Source organism: Streptomyces lunalinharesii (assembly GCF_039532155.1).
GTDB classification, from domain to species: domain Bacteria; phylum Actinomycetota; class Actinomycetes; order Streptomycetales; family Streptomycetaceae; genus Streptomyces; species Streptomyces lunalinharesii.
On the sequence record NZ_BAAARK010000017.1, the window covers coordinates 155,930 to 177,019 of the forward strand.

Annotated in this window: 20 protein-coding genes; 10 read left to right on the forward strand and 10 right to left on the reverse strand. The window is 74.7% G+C overall.

Features of this window, described 5'->3' with window-relative positions:
- Positions 1 to 263 precede the first annotated feature (263 nt).
- Together ABD385_RS24540 and ABD385_RS24545 are read left to right on the forward strand one after the other, a co-directional pair.
- Positions 264 to 551, forward strand: coding sequence for a hypothetical protein (locus ABD385_RS24540; protein WP_344579812.1), 288 nt, complete (start codon positions 264 to 266; stop codon positions 549 to 551).
- A gap of 175 nt (positions 552 to 726) precedes the next feature.
- The gene (locus ABD385_RS24545) at positions 727 to 1,227 is read left to right on the forward strand and encodes an ATP-binding protein (protein ID WP_344579814.1); all 501 of its coding nucleotides are present in this window, start codon (positions 727 to 729) and stop codon (positions 1,225 to 1,227) included.
- A gap of 14 nt (positions 1,228 to 1,241) precedes the next feature.
- On the opposite strand, the gene ABD385_RS24550 is transcribed toward ABD385_RS24545, so the two are convergent.
- Positions 1,242 to 1,559 carry an SHOCT domain-containing protein gene (locus ABD385_RS24550; RefSeq protein WP_344579817.1) on the reverse strand — a complete coding sequence of 106 codons (318 nt, stop codon included), beginning with the start codon at positions 1,557 to 1,559 and terminating at the stop codon, positions 1,242 to 1,244.
- Positions 1,560 to 1,796: 237 nt separating this feature from the next.
- Between ABD385_RS24550 and ABD385_RS24555 the strand changes: the two genes are divergently transcribed.
- Genes ABD385_RS24555 through ABD385_RS24565 form a run of 3 tightly spaced genes read left to right on the forward strand, consistent with a single transcriptional unit; the run spans position 1,797 to position 4,031 of the window.
- Positions 1,797 to 2,426 (forward strand): TetR/AcrR family transcriptional regulator, encoded by a 630-nt coding sequence (locus tag ABD385_RS24555; protein WP_344579818.1) that lies wholly within the window; start codon positions 1,797 to 1,799, stop codon positions 2,424 to 2,426.
- Positions 2,427 to 2,466: 40 nt separating this feature from the next.
- Positions 2,467 to 3,054, forward strand: coding sequence for a DUF4865 family protein (locus ABD385_RS24560; RefSeq protein WP_344579820.1), 588 nt, complete (start codon positions 2,467 to 2,469; stop codon positions 3,052 to 3,054).
- Complete coding sequence (locus tag ABD385_RS24565) at positions 3,051 to 4,031, forward strand: phosphotriesterase family protein (protein ID WP_344579822.1); 981 nt, start codon at positions 3,051 to 3,053, stop codon at positions 4,029 to 4,031. Before ABD385_RS24560 ends, ABD385_RS24565 begins: the two co-directional genes overlap by 4 nt.
- 155 nt (positions 4,032 to 4,186) lie before the next feature.
- On the opposite strand, the gene ABD385_RS24570 is transcribed toward ABD385_RS24565, so the two are convergent.
- Entirely contained in the window at positions 4,187 to 4,588 is a 402-nt protein-coding gene (locus ABD385_RS24570; protein WP_344579823.1) for a hypothetical protein, read from the reverse strand.
- 304 nt (positions 4,589 to 4,892) lie between these two features.
- Here ABD385_RS24570 and ABD385_RS24575 point away from each other — a divergent pair, with 304 nt between their 5' ends.
- Positions 4,893 to 5,147, forward strand: a complete 255-nt coding sequence (locus tag ABD385_RS24575; protein ID WP_344579825.1) for a ribbon-helix-helix domain-containing protein — start codon at positions 4,893 to 4,895, stop codon at positions 5,145 to 5,147.
- Positions 5,148 to 5,199: 52 nt separating this feature from the next.
- Here ABD385_RS24575 and ABD385_RS24580 read toward each other — a convergent pair whose 3' ends face one another.
- Complete coding sequence (locus ABD385_RS24580) at positions 5,200 to 5,721, reverse strand: MepB family protein (RefSeq protein WP_344579827.1); 522 nt, start codon at positions 5,719 to 5,721, stop codon at positions 5,200 to 5,202.
- A 575-nt stretch (positions 5,722 to 6,296) separates the two neighbouring features.
- Positions 6,297 to 7,511, reverse strand: a complete 1,215-nt coding sequence (locus ABD385_RS24585; protein WP_344579828.1) for an ROK family protein — start codon at positions 7,509 to 7,511, stop codon at positions 6,297 to 6,299.
- Between the two features lie 17 nt (positions 7,512 to 7,528).
- Between ABD385_RS24585 and ABD385_RS24590 the strand changes: the two genes are divergently transcribed.
- A complete protein-coding gene (locus ABD385_RS24590; protein ID WP_425585463.1) occupies positions 7,529 to 8,860 on the forward strand; it encodes an MFS transporter in 1,332 nt (443 codons plus the stop codon).
- A 197-nt stretch (positions 8,861 to 9,057) separates the two neighbouring features.
- Positions 9,058 to 9,813 (forward strand): maleylpyruvate isomerase family mycothiol-dependent enzyme, encoded by a 756-nt coding sequence (locus ABD385_RS24595; RefSeq protein WP_344579830.1) that lies wholly within the window; start codon positions 9,058 to 9,060, stop codon positions 9,811 to 9,813.
- A 63-nt stretch (positions 9,814 to 9,876) separates the two neighbouring features.
- Here the strand turns inward: ABD385_RS24595 and ABD385_RS24600 are convergent, their stop codons facing one another.
- The 3 genes from ABD385_RS24600 to ABD385_RS24610 form a co-directional block, all read right to left on the reverse strand.
- Positions 9,877 to 10,542: a response regulator transcription factor gene (locus tag ABD385_RS24600; protein WP_344579832.1), complete on the reverse strand. Its 666-nt coding sequence runs from the start codon at positions 10,540 to 10,542 to the stop codon at positions 9,877 to 9,879.
- A complete protein-coding gene (locus tag ABD385_RS24605; RefSeq protein ID WP_344579833.1) occupies positions 10,539 to 11,789 on the reverse strand; it encodes a sensor histidine kinase in 1,251 nt (416 codons plus the stop codon). Before ABD385_RS24605 ends, ABD385_RS24600 begins: the two co-directional genes overlap by 4 nt.
- 191 nt (positions 11,790 to 11,980) lie before the next feature.
- Entirely contained in the window at positions 11,981 to 13,261 is a 1,281-nt protein-coding gene (locus ABD385_RS24610; RefSeq protein ID WP_344579834.1) for a geranylgeranyl reductase family protein, read from the reverse strand.
- A gap of 180 nt (positions 13,262 to 13,441) precedes the next feature.
- Here ABD385_RS24610 and ABD385_RS24615 point away from each other — a divergent pair, with 180 nt between their 5' ends.
- Entirely contained in the window at positions 13,442 to 14,800 is a 1,359-nt protein-coding gene (locus ABD385_RS24615) for a dipeptidase (RefSeq protein ID WP_344579835.1), read from the forward strand.
- Positions 14,801 to 15,351: 551 nt separating this feature from the next.
- Here ABD385_RS24615 and ABD385_RS24620 read toward each other — a convergent pair.
- The 3 genes from ABD385_RS24620 to ABD385_RS24630 all read right to left on the reverse strand — a co-directional run bounded on the left by ABD385_RS24620 (position 15,352) and on the right by ABD385_RS24630 (position 19,830).
- On the reverse strand, positions 15,352 to 16,386 hold the full coding sequence (locus ABD385_RS24620) for an NUDIX hydrolase (RefSeq protein WP_344579836.1): 1,035 nt from the start codon (positions 16,384 to 16,386) through the stop codon (positions 15,352 to 15,354).
- Positions 16,387 to 16,673: 287 nt separating this feature from the next.
- Positions 16,674 to 18,644 carry a serine/threonine-protein kinase gene (locus ABD385_RS24625; protein ID WP_344579859.1) on the reverse strand — a complete coding sequence of 657 codons (1,971 nt, stop codon included), beginning with the start codon at positions 18,642 to 18,644 and terminating at the stop codon, positions 16,674 to 16,676.
- A gap of 229 nt (positions 18,645 to 18,873) precedes the next feature.
- The gene (locus ABD385_RS24630) at positions 18,874 to 19,830 is read right to left on the reverse strand and encodes an ROK family protein (protein WP_344579838.1); all 957 of its coding nucleotides are present in this window, start codon (positions 19,828 to 19,830) and stop codon (positions 18,874 to 18,876) included.
- A gap of 186 nt (positions 19,831 to 20,016) precedes the next feature.
- Here ABD385_RS24630 and ABD385_RS24635 point away from each other — a divergent pair, with 186 nt between their 5' ends.
- Positions 20,017 to 21,057, forward strand: coding sequence for a LacI family DNA-binding transcriptional regulator (locus tag ABD385_RS24635; protein WP_344579840.1), 1,041 nt, complete (start codon positions 20,017 to 20,019; stop codon positions 21,055 to 21,057).
- Positions 21,058 to 21,090: the final 33 nt, after the last annotated feature.

Here is a 21,090-nt window from a genome sequence, read left to right on the forward strand (position 1 = left end):
GGCTGTCGTGCGGTGCTCACCGGCGCGCTCCTCCAGGGGTGTACGGGCCCGCCCGGAAGGCCGGGCAGGTTTCGACTATAACCACCCGGCGCACGCTTCTCACCTGCATAAACAACCCTTTGAGGGGCCCCAAGGAGGCCCTGGGGGAAGGGTGTTGTGCGCCTCTGCGCCCCATACGGCACTGGTGAACGGCGCGCAGTGGCGGCAAACTTCCCTAGGGGGCGGTGGACGGCACCCGCCCACGACATCGGGGAGTGGTGACGATGGCGGAGTCGGAGTACAACGCGACCGGCGTGCGGATCGAGCGGGCGTTGCGCTCACTGACCAGAGCGGGGCAGGTCCGCATCAGCGGCGGCCGGCTGTCGCTGCTGACCAGCTACGGCACGGAGATCGACAGTGCCCCGCTCGGCGCGGTGGAGGCCCACAAACCGCTCTTCGCGGCCCGGGACCGCGCACTCGCCGTCCTCAACGGCAACCGCTACTCGCTGACCCTGGGCACCCGCGACCGCTTCCTCAACGCGGTGGAGGCCGCACGTCGGCCACGCGCGTGAACGCCGGGTGCGGCCGGGGTGGTGCGGTTGCGGGGGTGCACCGGCTGCACGACTCTGGACACGTATCACTGAGGGTTCACCAGCGATGACGCTGTTGGGCAGCGGGCATCGCCGGTTCCGATCTTCGCCCCTCCCCGGTACGAGGGGTGCCCGGCCTCATCAGGGAGTCGCGGTCGTGATCAGGCAGCCCAGCAGACACTGCACGGTGGAAGTCCAGGCCGTCCCGGCCCGGATCGGGCACGTGCGCAGGATCGTCTCCGCGCAGCTGCGGTACTGGCACCTCGACGCCCTGGTCGATCCGGCCGCCCTCGGGGTCACCGAACTCCTCGCCAACGTCCACCGGCACGCCCGGCCCAGCAAGCAGTGCACCGTCGAACTGTGCGTGCTGCTGGACCAGTTGACGGTCTCGGTGCACGACCTCGATCCCCGGATGCCGCGCCTGCGGGCCGCTGCCAGCTGGGAGACCTGCGGACGCGGGCTGGCCCTGATCGCGGCGCTCAGCGAGGACTGGGGGGTGCGCCCGCACGCGCAGGGCAAGGTCGTCTGGTTCACCCTCCCCGCGCTGACCAGCCCGCCGGAGGAGGCTCGGGCGCCGCACCCGCACTGGGCGCCCGCCCCGGTGGAGGAGGCGGGTGCCGACCCCCGGCCCCGCAGTCGGAGCGCGCGGGTCGGCTGACCGCGGGCGCCGCGTCAGGCCGGGCCGGCCTTGCGGCCGCCGCCGAAGTGCTCCTCCAGGACGGACAGCCGGCGCCAGTACTCCTCCTCGTCGATCTCGCCGGCGGCGAACCGGCGCCCCAGGACGGCGATCGGGGTCGGGGCGTCGCCGCCGGGCGCGGTCCTGGCACCGGGCCACGGGCCGCGGAAGGCCCGGCCGGGGCCGCCGTGCCGCCACACGGTGCGGCGCAGCAGGGTCACCACGCCGACGGCCACCGCCGCCCAGACGAGTGGGACGAACAGGATCCAGGGGCCCGGGCCACCGCCGGACCAGTGTGCTGCCAGTGCGTTCATGGGGTTCCACTCCTTGACGGGACGTGCCGGGCGCCCGCTGCCCGTGGACCGGGGGCGGTGCGCCGACTGCCTGCCTTCGAGACTCGTCGCCGCGGGCCCGCGCGTCGTCGTACGCCCGGCGGCACTCCCCGTACGACGCCGGAGGTACGCCCGCCGGGGCAGGAGGTAGGCGAACCCCCGGCGCCGTCGTCGATCCCACCCTTGATCTTTGTAACTACTGGTATGTACAGTCGCGGCATGGGCAACCACCAGAACGACGGCACGGCGATCGGCACGCCCCCGTCCAGCACGCAGGAACGGCTCGTCACCAGCGCCCGGGAACTCCTGTGGGAGCGCGGCTACGTCGGCACCAGCCCCAAGGCGATCCTTCAGCACGCGGGGGTGGGCCAGGGCAGCATGTACCACCACTTCGCCGGCAAGTCCGACCTCGCGCTGGCGGCGATCCGGCGCACCGCCGAGGACATGCGCACGGCGACCGACGAGATCCTCAGCGCCCCGGGCACGGCGTACGACCGGGTGGCGGCCTACCTCCTGCGGGAGCGGGAGGTGCTGCGCGGCTGCCCGATCGGGCGGATGACGCAGGACCGCGACGTGGTGCAGGACCCCGCGCTGCGGGCCCCGTTGGACGCGATGTTCGACTGGCTCCGGCGACGGATCGCCGAGGTCCTCGCCGAGGGCCAGCGCCGGGGTGAACTGGCCGCCGGCCTCGACCCGGCGGCCACCGCGGCGAGCGTCGCCGCGGTCGTCCAGGGCGGCTACGTGCTGGCCCGGGCCGCCGAGGACCCCGCGCCGTTCGATGCCGCGGTGCACGGCCTGCTGGCCCTCTTGGCCACGCACGCCACACCACCCCCGCCCGTCGCCCCCTGACGCACCCGCCCCGTCAGCCCTCCCTCCCCTACGGAGCCCCATGCACGCCATGCAATACCGCGTCACGCTGCCCGCCGACTACGACATGGAGATCATCCGCCGGCGGGTGCGGACCAAGGGCCACCTGCTGGACGACTTCGCGGGCCTCGGCCTGAAGGCGTACGGCATCCGGGAGCGCGGCACCGACGGCTCCCCGGTCAACCAGTACGCCCCGTTCTACCTCTGGGCCGACCAGGAGGGGATGAACCGCTTCCTGACCGGCGACGGGTTCCGCGGCGTGGTCCGCGACTTCGGCCGACCGACGGTCCACACCTGGCAGGGCCTGTACCACCGGCCGGGGCCCGCGGCCGACCGCGTCCCCGACTCGTTCACCCAGCGGGCCACGCCGCTCCCGGAAGGCGTCGACGTGGCGACCGCCGTGGCGGACGCGCTCGCCGCACACGCGGAGTCGGCGACCGCGGACGGCGTGCACACCACCGCCCTGGGCCTGGACCCCCGCGGCTGGGGGCTGGTGCACTTCACCCTCTGGGCCGGCCCCGTCCCCGAGTCCGCGGGCGGGGCGCGCTTCCGCGTGCTGCACCTGTCCGCGCCGGGCACCGACCGGCTCGGCGCCGGGCGGCAGTGGTGACCACGCCGCCCGCCACGACACCCGGCCGCCGCACCGAGCCGACCGCCGGCCCCACCCTCCGCACCGTCCTCGGGGACCTCGCCCCCGAGCAGCTCGGCGTCTGCGACGCGCACGACCACCTGTTCCTCGCCAGTCCCCAACTACCGGGCCAGGAGCTGGCCGACCCTGAGGCGGCCGCCGCCGAGTTGCGCGCGTTCCGGGCGGCCGGCGGCGCCGCGGTGATCCAGTGGACGCCGCACGGCATGGGTCGGCGGGCGACCGAACTGCCACGCCTGGCCCGGGAGTCGGGCGTGACCGTCGTCGCCGCGACCGGACTCCACCAAGCGGCGCACTACGCCCCGGAGTTCCTGGCCGGGCTGGCGGATCCGGCCGCCCTCTTCGTCGCCGAACTGACCGAAGGCATCGGCCCCGACCGCGGCGCCGACGCCCCGCACGCCCGCCCCCGCGCCGGCATGATCAAGGTGGCCGGCGGCTTCCACGGCCTGGACCGGCACGCCCGACGCACCATGACGGCCGCCGCCGAGGCCCATCGGGCGACCGGCGCGACCATCGGCATCCACCTGGAGCTGGGCACCGGGGCCCTGGACGTCCTCGACCTGCTGTGCGGCGCGCTCGGCGTCCCGCCGCACCGGGTGGTCCTCGGCCACCTCAACCGTTCCCCCGACGCCGCCGTGCACCGGATGGCCGCCGAGGCCGGCGCGTACCTCGCCTTCGACGGCCCCTCACGCGCCCACCACGCCACGGACTGGCGGCTCCCGGACGCGGTGGCGGCCCTCTGCGACGCCGGGTTCACCGACCGGATCCTGCTCGGCGGCGACACCACGACGGCCGGCGCCCGATCGGTGAACGGCGGCCCCGGCATGCCGTACCTGCTGCACCGCCTCCGCCCGCGACTGGAACTCGCCGTGGGCACCGACGCGGTGGAACGGATGCTGCGCGCCAACCCGGCCCGGGCGTTCGCGACGAACTGGCCGTGACCATGCGGCCCCGGCCCCTGGAAGGACATCCCCACGAGGGCCGGACCGCCGGCCGTTGACCCACCGGCTGCCGCATCGACGGACCCGCGGACGCTCCGACCCACGGACCTACGGCCCGGTGGTGCGCCGCAGCCGGGACCGGGACCGGTCCGGCCTCAGCGCATCCGCCGCCGCCGGCTCGGCGCCGGCCGGTCCGTCGACGCGGCGGCCGACCGGGACTTCGGCACCGCCCCGCCGTACAGCATCAACAGCGTGCCGGTGGCGAAGACCACCAGGAACAGCGCGATCGAGCCGACGGCCATCAGCACCGCGGGGGCCTGGAGCACCTGGTTGGCCAGCGCCAGGACCACGGCCGGCACGCTGCTTCCCGCGGACAGCAGCAGCATGGCGACGCCGATCGCGGACGGCGACGTCGATTGGGCCTCGTCGGTGACGACCTCCATCTTGGCGGGACCGAGTTCCCACCTGAAGGTCAGGCCGGTGCTCTCCTTCAGCACGGCCGCGTCCGCCCGGTTGCTGGGTTCTTCCAGGCTGAGGTCGAGATCCGTGGTGGCCATTTCCCGCCCCTCTCCCCTCAGCCGCCCTCCCTCTTCTAAACCGCTCACGCCTCGACGCTATCGATCACCCATGAGCACATCAACGTGACTTTCCGTGCTCTTACGTGACTGTTACTCATCCCCCCACGCGCCGGTGACGGTGCCGGACGATGTCCGTACGCAACGCACACCTCGTACGGTCATGATGCGCGTACCGTACATACGATTGCTTGACAGCGTATGTACGACCGGGCATCGTGGAGGCGTTGGGCCTGACTCTGACAGGGTCGGGCCACGGACGGTTCGGACGAAGGGGAAGCCGTAGATGTCCACCTTGCCCAAGGGAGCCGCTGCCCAGGAGTGGCAGAACGCCGGCCCGACCCGCATCACCGTCAACCTCGCCCCGAAGGCGGCCGCCGCACTCGACCAGGCCGTCAAGCTCACCGGCGACACCAAGACGGACACCATCAACCGCGCCCTACAGATCTACGCCTACCTGGAACGCGTCACCCAGGACGGCGGCGCCCTCTACACCAGGCCGGCCGACGGCGACGAACTCGAACGCCTCCACTTCGTCTGACCGACCGCCGCGCACCCGAGGTACCCGACGACAGCGACGTTCGTGGCGAGCGCTAGGGGTGGTAGAGGGTCCGGGCGCGCGTCAGATCGGCCGGGCCGTGCGGGCCGAGGTCGAGGAAGTGGTCCACCTGCCACGCCTGGGTGCTGCGCGCCTGCCGGTTGGTCGTCGCCGCCCACGGCGGATAGACCCGGAACCCGCGCTTCCCGCCGGAGCCGTTGCGGGAGACGACGTCCTTCCCGCACAACACCTCGCGCGGGAACACGAACTGACCGAAACCGTCGTCCGCGCGGCAGCTGATGACGAACAGGTCCACCCCGTCCTCGACGTCGAAGGGCCGGATCGGCCCCTCCACAGACCGCTGCCACACGGTGACGAACTGCCCCACCTTCGTCGGCGTGGTCTTCGCCACCCGAAACCGGACCGCCTGGCCGTCGAGCGTGAACGCGCAGGCCGCGTACTCGGCGCCCTCCGGTTCGGGCACCGGCAGCGAACAGACGAAACCACCCGGCTCGTACACGGCGCCCTTCGCCACCAGCAGATCCTCGTGGACTCCCGTCCATGGTTGATGCGTCATACCGCCATCTTTCTGTTTCCGCCGTGGGGTCTACTGTCTTTGCGCCTGCGGCGCGTTGCCGCTGCGCGGGGCTTGTTGGGGTGCGGTGCCGGGTTGGGGGGAGGTGGGGTGCCCGGACTGCTGCGCTTTACGTCCGGGCACCCCACCTCCCCCCAACCCGACCCCTCCCGTATGAGGGTGGGAAAGGGGTGAGCGGGGGCCTGCGCCGGTGGGTTCCTGCGGCTCCGCGGGTGGACTCATGCGCCGCAGTTAGCGCAGTGGTGGCCAGTACCAACCCACCGGAGCCCTGCCACCACCCACCCCGTCTTTCAACCCACCCTCAACGGGAGGGGGCGGGCCGGAGGGGGTGGTGTGCAGGACGTAAAGCGCAGCAGTCCTGCACACCACCCCCGCAGGCCCGACACCGCCACCCAAACGCCCCGCGCAGCGGACAACAAGCCCGCGCCGCAGGCGCAACAGCGAGACGCCCCACGGCGGAAAACCCCACAACGTGGGAAGAGGCCCGCGCCGCCAGGCGCAAACCGCAACCACCACGGCGGAAAAGACAAAAACGTGGGAAGAAGAAGCGAACCGCGTCAATGCACTACCAACGGATCGTCCAACACCGGTTGCCACGCCAGCTCCGCCGCGCCCACCAGGCTGTTGTGGTCCAGGCTGCACGGGAGGATCGGCACCCCGCCGCTGCGGCCCCAGAGGCTGCGGTCGGCGACGACCGCCCGGAGGCGTTCGGGGTCGGCCTCCAAGAGGACGCGGTGCAGGCCGCCGAGGATGATGCGGTCCGGGTTGAGGATGTTGACCAGGCCGGCGAGGCCCAGGCCGAGGCGGTCGATGAGGAGGTCGGCGGCGGTGCGCACGCCGGGGTCGGCGTAGGCGGTGCGGAGAAGTTCGCCGGCCTGGTGGAGCAGGGAGAACTCCGGTCCCGGTTCGCGGCCGGCGGCGACGAGGAAGGCGAGCGGATCGGCTTCGACGTCCAGGCAGCCGCGGCTGCCGCAGTGGCAGGGCGCACCCTCGGGGTTGACGGTGAGGTGGCCGACTTCCAGGGCGAGGCCGGAACTTCCGCTGTGCAGGCGGCCGTCGAGCACCAGCGCCCCGCCGACGCCGCGGTGCCCGGAGGCGACGCACAGCAGGTGGCGGGCGCCGCGGCCGGCGCCGTGCCGGTGTTCGGCGAGTGCCCCGAGGTTGACGTCGTTGCCGGTGAAGCCGATTTTCTCGGTGACGCCGGGGATGCCGGCGTCGGCGAGCGCGTGCAGGAAGAGTTCGCGGACCGGGGCGCCGGAGGGCCAGGCGAGGTGGAGCGGGTTGAGCGCCTCGCCGTCGGGCTCGGCGACCGCGGAGGGCACCGCGAGGCCCGCGCCGAGACAGCGCCGCCCGGTGTCGCGCAGCAGGGCCGCGCCGGCCTGGACGACCTCGGCGAGGACGTGCGCGGGGTCCGCGGGGATGATGCCGCAGCTGGGTGTGGTGGCGACGATCCGGCCGCCGAGGCCGACCAGGGCGGCGCGGTACCCGTCGGCGTGGATCTGCGCGGCGAGCACGACCGGGCCGCCGTCGTTGAGGGACAACCGGTGGGAGGGCCGCCCTTGGGAGCCCGCGGAGGCGTGCGGTCGGGAGTCGACGGTGATCAGGCCGAGCGCTTCGAGTTCGGCGGCCACCGCCCCCGCGGTGGCACGGGTCACGCCGAGTTCGGTGGTCAGCACGGCACGGGTGGGCGCGCGTCCGGTGTGTACGAGCTCCAGTGCGGGTCCGAGGGCGCTGCGGCCCCGCTCCAGCCTGGTTGTCCGAGTCTGGGTCACCCCTCTATTCTGGCTTTGTGCCGACGCTAAACAAAATACGCACGGCCTTGACCCGCAATCGGGGCCACAAGCCCACCAACCTCCCGAAAACCACCCGACCGACGCATAGCGGGGCGCCGATCGCCGCCCCGGAGGCGGCCGGCCACCGTTGCAGGCGGCTGCGCATCGCGCTCACCGCGTTCTTCGCCGTCGACGGCTTCCTCTTCGCCGGCTGGGTCGTCCGGATCCCCGCGATCAAGGAGCAGACCGGCGCCGGCGCGGGCGCCCTCGGACTCGCCCTGCTCGGCGTGTCGGCCGGGGCGGTCGCGTTCATGATGCTCACCGGACGGCTGTGCCGGCGCTTCGGCAGCCACGCGGTGACCGTCGCCTCCGGCGCGGCCCTCGCGCTGAGCATCCTGCTGCCCCCGCTCGCCCACTCGGCGACCGCACTGGGCCTGGCCCTCCTGGTCTTCGGTGCCGCGTACGGCTCCCTCAACGTCGCCATGAACAGCGCCGCCGTCGAACTGATCGCCGTCCTGCGCCGGCCGGTGATGTCCGGCTTCCACGCCGCCTTCAGCCTCGGCGGCATGGTCGGTGCCGGCCTCGGCGGGCTGGTCGCCGGGCACCTCTCGCCGGCCTCGCACCTGTCAGCGCTCGCCGCGTGCGGCCTGCTGGCGACGGCCGGCGCGGGCGCCGTGCTGCTGCGGGAACGGGCCGGGGCCGGGAGTGCGGCGCCGCGCCCCGAGGAACGCGCGGCGGCCGGCCCGGGCCGTCCCCGGCGGGCCCCCGCGTCCGGTCGGGCCCGCCGGCTCGTCCTTGTCTTCGGGGTGATCGCGCTGTGCACCGCGTACGGCGAGGGCGCGCTGGCCGACTGGGGCGCGCTGCACCTGTCCCAGGACCTGGCCGCCGCGCCGGGCCTCGCGGCGGCCGGCTACGCGGTGTTCGCGCTGGCGATGACCGTCGGGCGGCTCTCCGGGACCGCGGTCGTCGAGCGGTTCGGCCCGGCGCGGGCCCTGGTCGCGGGTGGCATCACGGCGACGTCCGGCCTGCTGCTCGGGGCGCTCGCGCCGACCGCGTGGGCCGCCTGCGTCGGCTTCGCGGTCGCCGGGCTGGGGCTGGCCAACATCTTCCCGATCGCCCTCGCACGCGCCGGGGCGGCCGGCGGCCCCCACGGGGTCGCGGTGGCCTCCACGATCGGCTACGGCGGCATGCTGCTGGGGCCGCCCGCGATCGGCTTCCTCGCCGAGGCGTGGGGCCTGCCGGTCGCGCTGACCACGCTCGCGCTGCTGGCGGCGGTGGCGGCGCTGATCGCGCACCTGACGCGCGGGTCGCACCGCGGTACGGCGGAGCCCCGCCCGGTCGGTAGCTGAGCGGCCCGGAACGGAAGCCGCGACAACTCTGCTGGTGCGAGAGGGCGTTCCGCTCCGGGACGGCGGCGTGCGGGCGGGCGGTGACGGGGCCGCACCGGTCGGTGGGGGCCCCGCGGCGCCGACCGTCCGGTGCTCCGGGCCGGCGGCGACCGCCCCGGCGCCGGCCGGTGTCAGTGGTGGCTGGCACACTCGGACGCATGGAGATCACTGAGTTCGTCGAAACCCTGCGGCTGGACGGCGGGCTGCTCGCGGACGCCGCCGACGAGGCCGGCCCCGACGCCACGGTGCCGGCCTGTCCCGAGTGGCGGATGCGGGACCTGGTGCGGCACGTGGGGACGGTCCACCGCTGGGTGACGGGCATGGTGACCGAGCCCCGGGAGCAGCGGCGTCCCCTCCCGGAGCTGCCGGAGCTGACCGACGACGAGCTGGTGCCCTGGCTGCGCGAGGGCCACCACCGCCTCGTCCTGGCGCTGCACACCGCACCGGCGGACCTGCGGACGTGGACGTTCCTGCCGGCCCCCTCGCCGCTCGCCTTCTGGGCGCGTCGACAGGCGCACGAGACGTCGGTGCACCGCGCCGACGCCCAGCAGGCGGCCGGCGTCGCGCTGACGCCGCTGCCGGCCCGCTTCGCCGCCGACGGCGTCGACGAACTCCTGCGGGGCTTCCACGCCGGCGACCGCAGCCGCGTGCGCCCCGCGAAGCCCGGCACGCTGCGGCTGCGCGCCAACGACACCCCCGACGCCGTGTGGACGGTGCACCTCACGCCCGACGGCCCGCCGCGCACGGAGCGGCACACCACACCCGACGCGGCGGACGCCACCGCGGACTGCACGGTCGAGGGCCCGGCCGAGGAGCTGTACCTCGCCCTGTGGAACCGCCTGCCGTGGGACGGTCTGAAGGTCTCCGGCGACCCGTCCCTGCCGGCGCTGTGGCGGGAGCGGGCCGCCATCTGATCGTTGCGGCCCTCCGCACTGCGCTGACGCCCCGCCCCCGCCCCCGCCGCGCGGCCCGGGGCGTCAGCCGAGCCAGCCCGGCCGCACCAGGCCCGACTCATAGGCGAGGACGACCAGTTGGGCACGGTCCCGGGCGCCCAGCTTGACCATCGTGCGGCTGACGTGGGTCTTGGCGGTGAGCGGGCTGACCACCAGCCGGCGGGCGATCTCCTCGTTGGAGAGCCCGATGCCCACCAGGGCCATCACCTCCCGCTCGCGTTCGGTGAGCGCGCCGAGCGCGGCGGCCGGCGCCGGCTCCTTGGAACGGGCGGCGAACTCCGCGATCAGCCGGCGGGTCACCCCCGGCGAGAGCAGCGCGTCCCCGGCCACCACCGCGCGCACCGCCCGCAGCAGTTCGTCCGGTTCGGTGTCCTTGACCAGGAAGCCGGAGGCACCGGAGCGGAGCGCCTCGAAGACGTACTCGTCGAGTTCGAAGGTGGTCAGCATGACGACCTTGACGTCCCGCAGCGCCGGGTCCCCGGTGATCCCCCGGGTCGCGGCCAGGCCGTCGACCACCGGCATCCGGATGTCCATCAGGACCACGTCCGGCCGGTGCGCCCGGACCCCGGTCAGGGCCTGCTGGCCGTCGGCCGCCTCGCCCACCACCTCGATGTCGGCCTGGGCGTCCAGCAACGCCTTGAAGCCGGCCCGGACCAGAAGCTGGTCGTCGGCGAGCAGTACCCGGATCACGACTCCTCCTCGGGGATGGCGCGGCCCGCGGCGGTGAGCGGGACGCGGGCCAGGACGCGGAAGCCGCCGTCCGGCCGCGGACCGGCCTCGATGGTGCCGCCCAGGGCCGCGGCGCGCTCCCGCATCCCGGCCAGCCCGTTGCCGCCGCCCGTCGGTTCCTCGGCGCCGGCGGTCGCCGGGCCGTCGTCGTCGACCCGGATCTCCAGCGCACCGGGAGCGTAACGGAGCCGGACCCGGGCGGTGCGCGATCCCGAGTGCCGGACGATGTTGGTCAGCGCCTCCTGGACGATGCGGAAGGCGGCGAGGTCGGTGCCGGGCGGCAGGGCGATGGCGCCACCCTCGGTGGTGACGTCCACGGCGAGGCCGGCGCCGCGGGCCTGTTCGGTGAGTTCGGGCAGCCGGTCCAGGCCGGGCGCCGGCGCCCGCGGGGCGTCCCCCGGGGTGCGCAGGGTGTCCAGGACCTGCCGGACCTCGCCGAGCGCCTCCTTGCTCGCGGCCTTGATGGTGGTCAGGGCGGTCCGCGCCTGTTCCGGGTCGGAGTCCAGCAGCGCCAGCCCGACGCCGGCCTGGACGTTGATGACCGAGATGCTGTGCGCGAGGACGTCGTGCAGTTCACGGGCGATCCGCAACCGCTCCTCGTCGGCCCGGCGACGTTCGGCGGCCGCGCGTTCGGCCCGCGTCCGGGCCAGTTGCTCGCGGCGCACCCGGACCAGCTCGGAGGCCGCCAGCACGGCCGCCACCCAGGCGGTGACGACCAGTTCCTGTGCCCACGGGGCCGGCCCGAGGTACGGGGGCAGCCACCGGTAGAGCCAGTGCGCGGCCAACAGGTGCAGCAGCCACACCCCGCCCACGGCGCACCAGGCGACCACCCGGTGCCCGGCGACGATCGCCGCGAAGGCACCGAGCGCCAGCGTGACGAAGACCGGACCGTAGGGGTAGCCGGCCGTGAAGTAGGCGGCGCAACAGGCCGCGGTGCCGACGGCGGTGGCCCGCGGGAAGCGGTGCCGGAAGAGCAGCAGCGCGGCCCCGGCGAGGAGCAGCGCATGGCCGAACGGGTCGAGCGGGACGCGGCCGGCCTGAGAGTGGGCGGCGGCGTTGCTGCCGACGGTGACCAGCACAGCCACCGCCAGCGTCGAGCGCCAGGGCAGTCGGCCGCGGGGGCGGTCGCCGGGCACCGGGGCCGTCGACCACCCGCCCCCTGCCACGTCGTGGCGGCGCCGCGCCCACGGCGGCCGTGCGTTGTCCATGCCGCAACGCTAGACCGCGGTGCGGCGCGGCGGCGTCCACCGGAGGCGGTGGGCCCGGCTACTCCCCGGGGAGTACGTCCGACCGCCGGATCAGGCCGGGCCACCACCTGCCGGAGCGGGCCGCCCCGGCACCCGGGAGCGCCCCTACGAGGACGGCGGCGCGGTCCGGTGGCGCGGCGCCGGCCGGCCCGTCACTGCCGGTCGGCCGCCGGCTCCGGGTCGCTGACCTCCATCGGTCGCGCATCGGGCGCGGTCGGACCGGACGCCTCCGCCCGGTCGAAGGCGTTCAGCGCGCGCCGGGCGAGCGGGTGCGTGCGGACCATTTCGGCGAGCGTCGTGGTCCCGCGGGTGATCTTCGCGAACGCCCGCCACGCGGGCCGGAGCCCCGTCAGCGCGGCGTGGAACATTCCGGGGCGGCGCGCGAAGGCGGCCAGCAACCGACGGCCGACCGCCATCTCCACGCCCAACCCGGCCTTGATGGCGAAGGCGTAGTTCAGGGCCTGGCGCCGGGCGTCCACCGCGTCGTGCGCCTCGGAGATCCGCACCGCCCACTCGCCCGCCAGCCGGCCGGAACGGAGCGCGAAGGAGATCCCCTCCCGCGTCCAGGGCTCCAGCAGGCCCGCCGCGTCGCCACAGACCAGCACCCGCCCCCGGGACAGCGGCGAGTCGTCGGCCCGGCAGCGGGTCAGGTGCCCGGAGGAGATCCGCGGCTCGAAGCCGGCCAGGCCGAGCCGGCCGACGAAGTCCTCCAGGTAGCGCTTGGTGGCCGCGCCCTCGCCGCGGGCCGAGATCACCCCGACGGTCAGGGTGTCCCCCTTGGGGAACACCCAGCCGTAACTGCCCGGCATCGGTCCCCAGTCCAGGAGCACCCGGCCGGCCCAGTCCTCGGCGACCGTCTCCGGCACCGGGATCTCGACCTCCAGCCCCAGGTCGACCTGGTCGACCTTGACGCCCACGTGCGCGCCTATCCGGCTCGCACTGCCGTCCGCGCCGACCACCGCCCGGGCCAGCACCACCTCGCCGTCCGCGAGCACCACCGCGACCGTCCGGCGGTCGGGGACGTTGGCGCCGTGCTGCTCCACGCGCGTGACCGTCACGCCCGTCCGCACCTGTGCCCCGGCGTCCGTGGCGGACTCCACCAGGGCGGCGTCGAACTCCGGACGGTTGATCAACCCGAAGAGCATGTGCCGGGAACGGCGGGTGCGGGTCAACCGCCCGTTGAGCGTGAAGGTGACCGCGTGCACCCGGTCGCGCAGCGGCAGTTCGAAGCCGGGCGGCAGGGAGTCCCGGGACGGGCCGATGATGCCGCCGCCGCACGTCTTGTAGCGGGGGAGTTCGGCCTTCTCCAGCAGCAGTACCCGGCGCCCCGCACACGCCGCGGCGTGTGCCGCCGAGGCGCCCGCGGGCCCCGCGCCCACCACCACGACGTCCCACACCTGCTGGTTGCCTTCGGCCGCCTGCTCGCTGCTCACCTGTGCTTCCGCTCCCGTCCGATGCCTGGCTGCGCGTACCGCCCGCATCCTACGGGCCCCGTCCGGGCGAACCGCCTGTGGGAAGATCGGAGCACGCCCACCCGTACGTCCGGGCCCGCCTGGCCCACCCCGCCGAACGTGCCCCCACGTATCCAACGCCGCGCCCACAAGGAGCGTTCCATGCCTGACAGCCCGCTCGCCCAGACCGTCGCCGCCCTGCAACCACGGGCCAGGACCGAACTCGCCGAGTTGGTGGCCTTCAAGTCGGTCGCGGACTTCGCGCAGTTCCCCAAGAGCGAGAGCGAGCAGGCCGCCGCCTGGATCGCGGACGCCCTGCGGGCCGAGGGCTTCGAGGACGTCGCCCTGCTCGACACCCCGGACGGCACCCAGTCCGTCTACGGCCACCTCCCCGGCCCCGCCGGCGCGCCCACCGTCCTGCTGTACGCCCACTACGACGTCCAGCCGCCGCTGGACGAGGACGCCTGGGTCTCGCCGCCGTTCGAGCTGACCGAGCGCGACGGCCGCTGGTACGGGCGCGGCGCCGCGGACTGCAAGGGCGGCATGATCATGCACCTGACCGCGCTGCGCGCGCTCAAGGAGCACGGCGGCGTCCCGGTCAACATCAAGGTGATCGCCGAGGGTTCGGAGGAACAGGGCACCGGCGGCCTGGAGCGGTACGCCGAGGCGCACCCGGAACTCCTCACGGCCGACGCCATCGTGATCGGCGACTCCGGCAACTTCCGGGCCGGAACGCCCACCGTCACCGCGACGCTGCGCGGCATGACGATGGTGCACGTCCAGGTCGACACCCTGGAAGGCAACCTGCACTCCGGCCAGTTCGGCGGCGCGGCCCCGGACGCGCTGGCCGCGCTCATCCGGATCCTGGACTCGCTGCGCGCCGAGGACGGTTCGACGACCGTGCACGGCCTCGCCGCGGACGCCACCTGGGAGGGCCTGCAGTACTCCGACGCGGACTTCCGCACGGACGCCAAGGTCCTGGACGGCGTCGAACTCATCGGCACCGGAACGGTCGCCGACCGGCTCTGGGCCCGCCCGGCCGTGACCGTCCTGGGCATCGACTGCCCGCCGGTGGTCGGCGCCACCCCGTCCGTGCACGCCTCGGCCCGCGCCCTGGTGAGCCTGCGGGTGCCGCCGGGCACCGACGCCGTCGACGCCACCAAGCTGCTCGCCGCCCACCTGGAAGGCGCCGCCCCGTGGGGCGCCCGGGTCGGCGTCGAGCAGGTCGGCCAGGGCCAGCCGTTCCGCGCGGACACCACCAGCCCGGCCTACGCCTCGATGGCGGCGGCACTGCGCGAGGCGTACGACGGCAAGGAGATGCAGACGTCCGGCCTCGGCGGCTCCATCCCGCTCTGCAACACCCTGGCCGGGCTCTACCCCGAAGCCGAGATCCTCCTCATCGGACTCAGCGAGCCGGAAGCACAGATCCACGCCGTCAACGAGAGCGTCTCCCCCGACGAACTCCAGCGACTGTCCCTGGCGGAGGCGCTGTTCTTGCAGCGTTTTGCGGAGCGGGTCTGATTCCCACGTTTTTGGCTTCCCCGCCGTGGTGGTTGCGGTTTGCGCCTGGCGGCGCGGGCCTGTTCCGACGTTGTCGGCTTTCTCGCCATTGCGCCTGCGGCGGGCGGGGTCCGCTGCGCGGGGCGTTCGGGTGCCGGTGACGGGCCTGCGGGGGTGGTGTGCAGGACTGCTGCGCTTTACGTCCTGCACACCACCCCCTCCGGCCCGCCCCCTCCCGTTGAGGGTGGGTTGAAAGAGGGGTGGGTGGTGGCTGGGGCCCGGTGGGTTGGTGCTGGCCACCACTGCACTAACTGCGGTGGATGAATGCATTCACGGAGCAGCAGGAACCCACTAACGCAGGCCCCCACTGCCCCCTTTCTCACCCTCATACGGGAGGGGTCGGGTTGGCGGGTGGTGGGGTGCCCGGACGTAAAGCGCAGCAGTCCGGGCACCCCACCACCCGCCAACCCGACACCGCGCCCCAACAAGCCCCGCGCAGCGGCCCGCGCCGCAGGCGCAAAGACAGCAACCACCACGGCGGAAAAGCAAAAAACGTGGGGCGAGGCCCGGCGCTAGCCGAGCGGCACGCCGGCCTCCAGATGCAGCGGGCAGCCCCGTTCGCGGGCGCGCAGGGCCCAGCGGAGGCGGTTCCAGCGGACGGGCGGGAGCATGGACTCCGCCTCGGATTCGGTGACGAAGCGCCAGGCGCGGAGCTCGGCGCCGGGCAGGAGGAGTTCTCGGATGCGGTCCGCGGTGAGCGTGCCGCCGTCGAAGAGCAGGCGCAGGCCGCCGTAGCCGGGGGGCTTGGGCGCCTCCCAGTCGAGTACCAACAGCCTTGGCGTGCAGCCGAGTTGGATGCCCAGTTCCTCGGCGACCTCGCGCACGCCGGCGCGTGCGGGTGCCTCGCCTGGTTCGACGATGCCGCCGGGGAACTCCCAGCCGGGTTTGTACGTCGGGTCGACCAGCAGGACGCGGTCCTGGTCGTCGAAGAGCAGCACTCCGGCGGCGAGGGTCTCCGCGGTCGGCTCGGGGGTCTGCACGATGTCGCAGGCGCCGGCGCCGGTGCGGACGGCCTCGGCGACCCGTTCGGCGGTCTGGCGGGGCGTCAGAGCCGTGGTGTCCACGACGTGGGCGTCGCTCTTGAGCCAGTCCAGGGCCTGCGCGTAGGGGCCCAGGTGCTCCAGGCACCAGCGGCGGACGGCGGCGTTGCCCTCGGGGTCGCCGGGGGTTTCCTCGCGGTGGGCTATGCGGGAGCGCAGGATCGTTTCCTCCGCATCCAGGAGGACATGTCGGACCGGTATCCGGCGGGCGGCGAGGGCACCGAAGATCTCGTCGCGGTATTCCTGGCGCAGCAGCGTCATCGGGGTCACCAGGGGGCCCGGCACCTCGGTGAGCAGGGCCGCCGCGGTGTCCACGACCATCCGCCGCCAGGACGGGAGGTCCTGGTAGTCGTCGACCTCTTCGAGGCGCTTGGGCGGCAGCATCGACCGCAGCCCGGTGCCGAGGAGTTCGGGGTCGTAGAGCGTGCTTCCGGGAAGCAGGTCGAGCACTTCATGAGCCGCAGTGGTCTTGCCCGCACCGAACGTGCCGTTCAGCCAGACGATCACGGTTTCCCCTCTTCCCTAGACCCAGGTGAGTTGCCCGCAACACCCTGCCACGGAAACGCTCGGGACCACGGGCCGCGCGCAGCGCCGGGAACACGTTGGAGCAACACACCGCACGGGGGACGCCGGTCCGCCTCCCCCGCCGCGATGCCCCGGCAAACAAGCGCTCCCCCGCCCCTCCAGCACCGAAACCCCCACCCGCACACGGTCTCCGGGCGGCCCGTGGCGGGGCGGTACGTCGCATATGCCGGGGTCCCATGGGTCCCCGTCGGCCGGCCGCGCACCGCGGTTCAGCAGACCTGCAGCCCGGGCACCGGCTGGTCGTTCTCCCCGCCGGTGAGGTACACGACGCTGACGTAGACGCCGGCGTTGCCGCTGTCGTCGTCGGTCTTGGCCCACCACACGTTGGTCCACTTCCCGTACGTCTCGCGACGGCCCAGTTTCGCCTGGCAGTAGAAGTAGTTGGTGCCGGCGTTGAGGTGGCCGACCTGTTGGAAGGACGCGGTGTAGGAGTTCGCGGTGCGCCACACGGGGCAGTTGGCCTTGCCGCCGCCGATGTTCGTGCAGGCCGGTCCGGGGGCCGGTGACCCGCCGCCGCTCCCCCCGCTGGCGCCGCCGGCGGCGGAGCCGGATCCGCCGGTGGACGTGCCGCCGTGGGCGCCGCCGGAGGTTCCGCCGTGGGCCCCGCCCGAGGCGCCGCCGCCGGTGCCGCCCTGGTTGCCGCCCGCGGCCGCTCCGCCGGTCTGGCCGCCCGAACTGCCGCCCGGCGCGCCCGGCTTGGGAGCGCCGGAGGACGAGGGGTCCCCGGAGGGGGGTGCCGAGTCGGTCGGCGAGACGCTGGTGGCCTTGCCGTCGCCGCCCTTGCCGGCGGAGACGCTCGGCTGGCCCGTCGCCGGCGTGCTGGCCGGCGCCGCCGGCTTCCGGCCGCCCGCGGTGTCCCGGTCGCCGGAACCGCCGCCGACCAGGGCGTAGGTGAGGCCACCGCCGCCGGCCAGCACGGCCAGGACCGCTGCCACCGCCAACAGCACCCGACGGCGCCGACGGGCCGGCAGCCGGGCGGTGTCGCCGTCCGGGCCGGTCGGGTACGGATGCGGGCCGGTGGCGGCGGTCGCGGAGCCGGCCGCCGTCATCGAGGCGTCGTGGACCGGTCGGGGCGGGTTCGTGCCGGGCGGCTGCGGCACGGCACCGCCCTGGACGCCCGGGCCGCCGAGCCAACCGGCCGGCGCCACCCCGGCGCCCGCGGGTCCCGGCAGCGGCCCGGCCCCCGCCGTCACGTCGGTGGCGGTCGGCGCGTACGGCGTGCCGGACTGCGCGAACGGCGGCGGGGGCGGCGTGACGCCCGGGTCGCGGCCCTCCGCCACGGCCTGGAGCATGCTGCGGGCCTGGGCGGCGGACGGGCGGTCGGCCGGGTTCTTGGCCATCAGGGCGTACAGGACGGGTGCCAGCGGCCCGGCCCGGCGCGGTTCGGGCAGCGGTTCGGTGACGATCGCGGTCAGCGTCGAGTACACCGACGTGCGGCGGAACGGCGCGCTGCCGCCCTCGACCGCCGCGTACAGCGTCATGCCCAGCGACCAGATGTCCGAGGCGGGGGTGGGGTCCATGCCCTGGGCGCGCTCGGGCGGCAGGTAGTCGAGCGAGCCGACGAGTTCGCCGCTGCGGGTGATGTTGGTGGTGGCGCCGTCCCCGGGGGCCTCGATGCTGGCGATCCCGAAGTCGGTGAGCACCACCCGGCCGCCGCGGGAGCCGGCCCGGTCCGGGAGCCGGGCGGCGCGCTCCAGCAGGACGTTGCCGGGCTTGACGTCGCGGTGCAGCACGCCGACCTCGTGGGCGGCGTCCAGGGCGTCCATGACGGCGGCGCCGATCCGGGCGATCTCCTGCGGGTCCAACGGGCCCTGCGCGCCGATGGCGTCGTCCAGCGACGGCCCGTCCACCAACTCCATCACGATGACCGGGCGGCCGGCCTCCTCGATGACGTCGTGGACGGTGACCACGCCGGAGTGCCGGATCCGGGCCGCGGCCCGCGCCTCGCGCTGCATCCGGGTCCGCAGGTCGGCGAGTTCGGGGGCGGAGGCGTCGGTGTAGGCGCGCAGGACCTTGAGCGCGACCTCGCGGCCCAGCACCTGGTCCTCGGCCCGGCAGACCACGCCCATGCCGCCGCGGCCGATCCGGCCGGTGACGCGGTAGCGGCCACCGAGCACCTGCCCGGTCAGGTCGTCGTCGACGCCGCGCTGCGGGCCGCTGCGGGCCGCGGACCGCGGCACTCCGCCGCCCGGCGCACCGCCGGCCGGTCCGGGTCCGTCCACGCCGTCCGCCGCACCGGTTCCGTCCGCCCCGCGCTGCTCGTGCTCCCCCGAAGTCACCGTGCGTTCCCCTCGCTACCCGTCTGGCGTGCCTCAGCGGCCCGTACGTCCTGGATGCCGGGGCATTGTGCCGCAACCCCTCAGGCGGCCGGAAGCCAGACTACGGGGCGCGAGGGTGCGACCGATGCCCCTACGGGGCGGGGACGAACGCATCGAGACGGGACTGTTGCGCGGCCGCCGCGGCGGCCCCCACCACACCGGCGTCCGTCCCCATCTGGGCCGGGACCACGGTCAGTCCGGACACGAAGGACAGCGTGGCGTAATCCCGGAGGGCGGCGCGCAACGGGGCGAACAGGACGTCCCCGGCGCCCGCGACGCCGCCGCCGACGACGGCTATGTCGATCTCGACGAGGGTGGCGGTGGCGGCGATCCCGGCGGCCAGCGCCTGCCCGGCCCGTTCGAAGGAGCGCACCGCGACGGGGTCACCGGCACGGGCCGCGGCGGCGACCGCGGCGGCGCTGGCGTCCCCGTCGGGGCCCGGTCGCCAGCCGTTGGCCAGTGCCCGGCGGGCGATGTTGGGGCCGCTGGCGATCCGCTCCACGCAACCGCGCGCCCCGCACGGACACGGGTCGCCGTCGAGGTCGACGCTGATGTGCCCGATGTGCCCGGCGTTGCCCGAAGGCCCCGGGTGCAACCGCCCGTTGAGGACCAGTCCGCCGCCGACCCCGGTGGAGACCACCATGCACAGGGCGTTGTCGTGGCCCCGCGCGGCGCCCTGCCAGTGCTCGGCCGCGGTCATCGCCACCCCGTCGCCGACCAGCGTCACCGGTCGCCCGCCGACCAGCGCCCGCACCCCGGCGACCAGCGGGAAGTCGCGCCAGCCGGGGATGTTGACCGGGCTGACGGTGCCGGCCGCGGCGTCCACGGGCCCGGCGCTGCCGATGCCGACGGTGGCCACCCGCGCCCAGTCGGGCCCGGCGGCCAACTCCCGGACGACCTCGGCCACCGCCGCCATCACGGTGGCGCCGTCCTGGTCCGCGGGGGTCGGCCGGGCGGCCCGGACGACGAGTCTGCCGCGCGCGTCCACCAGGGCGCCGGCGATCTTGGTGCCGCCGATGTCCAGCGCTGCGCTGAGGTCCGTCTGCATCGGTGTCGAAGTCTCCTGGTGGGCCGGGGGGCCGGCGTACCGGCCCGGCATGAGAACGCCAGTCTTCCGGCATTTGACAACGTTGTCTAGGGGCTATGCTCGTCGCCACGCAGCGACCCGTCGGCGCGCGGCGCCCGCGGGCGCACCCGACACCGCATCCGTCCCCCGGCAGACAGGACCGCACACGTGACCGAGACCGCCCGCGGCACTTCCCATCGCTACGGCACCCGCCCCACGATGAAGGATGTCGCGGCGCGCGCCGGCGTCGGCCTGAAGACCGTCTCGCGGGTGGTCAACGGCGAACCAGGCGTCACTCCGGACACCGAACGCCGCGTCCAGGAGGCCATCACCGCGCTGGGCTTCCGGCGCAACGACTCCGCCCGGGTCCTGCGCAAGGGCCGGACCGCCAGCATCGGCCTGGTACTGGAAGACCTCGCCGACCCCTTCTACGGGCCGCTCAGCCGTGCCGTCGAGGAGGTCGCGCGCAGCCACGGCGCCCTGTTGATCAACGGCTCCAGCGCCGAGGACCCGGCCCGCGAGCAGGAGTTGGTGCTGGCCCTGTGCGCCCGCCGGGTGGACGGGCTGGTCGTCATCCCCGCCGGCGACGACCACCGCTACCTCGCGCCCGAGCTGGCCGCCGGCGTCGCCACCGTCTTCGTGGACCGCCCGGCCGGCCGGATCGACGCCGACGTGGTCCTCTCCGACAACTTCGGCGGCGCCCGGGCCGCGGTCGCCCACCTCATCGCGCACGGCCACCGCCGGATCGGCTTCATCGGCGACCAGCCGCGCATCCACACCGCCAAGGAGCGGCTGCGCGGCTACCGCACCGCGATGGCCGAGGCGGGGCTGCCGGTCGAGGACTCCTGGGTCCTGCTGGGCTCCACCGCCCCGGACCGGGTCCGCGCCGCAGCCACCGCGATGCTGGCCGCGCCGGAGCCGGTCACCGCCCTCTTCGCAGGCAACAACCGCGTCACCGTCACCGCCGTCCGGGTGCTGCGCGGCCACGCCCGCCCGGTCGCCCTGGTCGGTTTCGACGACTTCGAACTCGCCGATCTGGTCCACCCCGCCATCACGGTCGTCGCCCAGGACTCCGCCCAACTCGGCCGGACCGCCGCCGGTTTGCTCTTCCGGCGGCTCGACGGCGTCGACGACCCGCCGCAGCGACTGGAGATCCCCACCCGGCTGATCCCGCGCGGTTCGGGGGAGATCCGGCCGGCCGGGGGCTGACCGGGGAGCGGGCCGCACGGCCAACCCCGGCCG

Excerpts from the sequence above, each read along its gene's own strand:
- ABD385_RS24540 (WP_344579812.1), top strand. The coding sequence starts at position 264 with ATGGCGGAGTCGGAGTACAACGCGACCGGCGTGCGGATCGAGCGGGCG.
- ABD385_RS24550 (WP_344579817.1), bottom strand. The coding sequence starts at position 1,559 with ATGAACGCACTGGCAGCACACTGGTCCGGCGGTGGCCCGGGCCCCTGG.
- ABD385_RS24555 (WP_344579818.1), top strand. The coding sequence starts at position 1,797 with ATGGGCAACCACCAGAACGACGGCACGGCGATCGGCACGCCCCCGTCC.
- ABD385_RS24560 (WP_344579820.1), top strand. The coding sequence starts at position 2,467 with ATGCACGCCATGCAATACCGCGTCACGCTGCCCGCCGACTACGACATG.
- ABD385_RS24570 (WP_344579823.1), bottom strand. The coding sequence starts at position 4,588 with ATGGCCACCACGGATCTCGACCTCAGCCTGGAAGAACCCAGCAACCGG.
- ABD385_RS24575 (WP_344579825.1), top strand. The coding sequence starts at position 4,893 with ATGTCCACCTTGCCCAAGGGAGCCGCTGCCCAGGAGTGGCAGAACGCC.
- ABD385_RS24580 (WP_344579827.1), bottom strand. The coding sequence starts at position 5,721 with ATGACGCATCAACCATGGACGGGAGTCCACGAGGATCTGCTGGTGGCG.
- ABD385_RS24595 (WP_344579830.1), top strand. The coding sequence starts at position 9,058 with ATGGAGATCACTGAGTTCGTCGAAACCCTGCGGCTGGACGGCGGGCTG.
- ABD385_RS24605 (WP_344579833.1), bottom strand. The coding sequence starts at position 11,789 with ATGGACAACGCACGGCCGCCGTGGGCGCGGCGCCGCCACGACGTGGCA.
- ABD385_RS24615 (WP_344579835.1), top strand. The coding sequence starts at position 13,442 with ATGCCTGACAGCCCGCTCGCCCAGACCGTCGCCGCCCTGCAACCACGG.
- ABD385_RS24630 (WP_344579838.1), bottom strand. The coding sequence starts at position 19,830 with ATGCAGACGGACCTCAGCGCAGCGCTGGACATCGGCGGCACCAAGATC.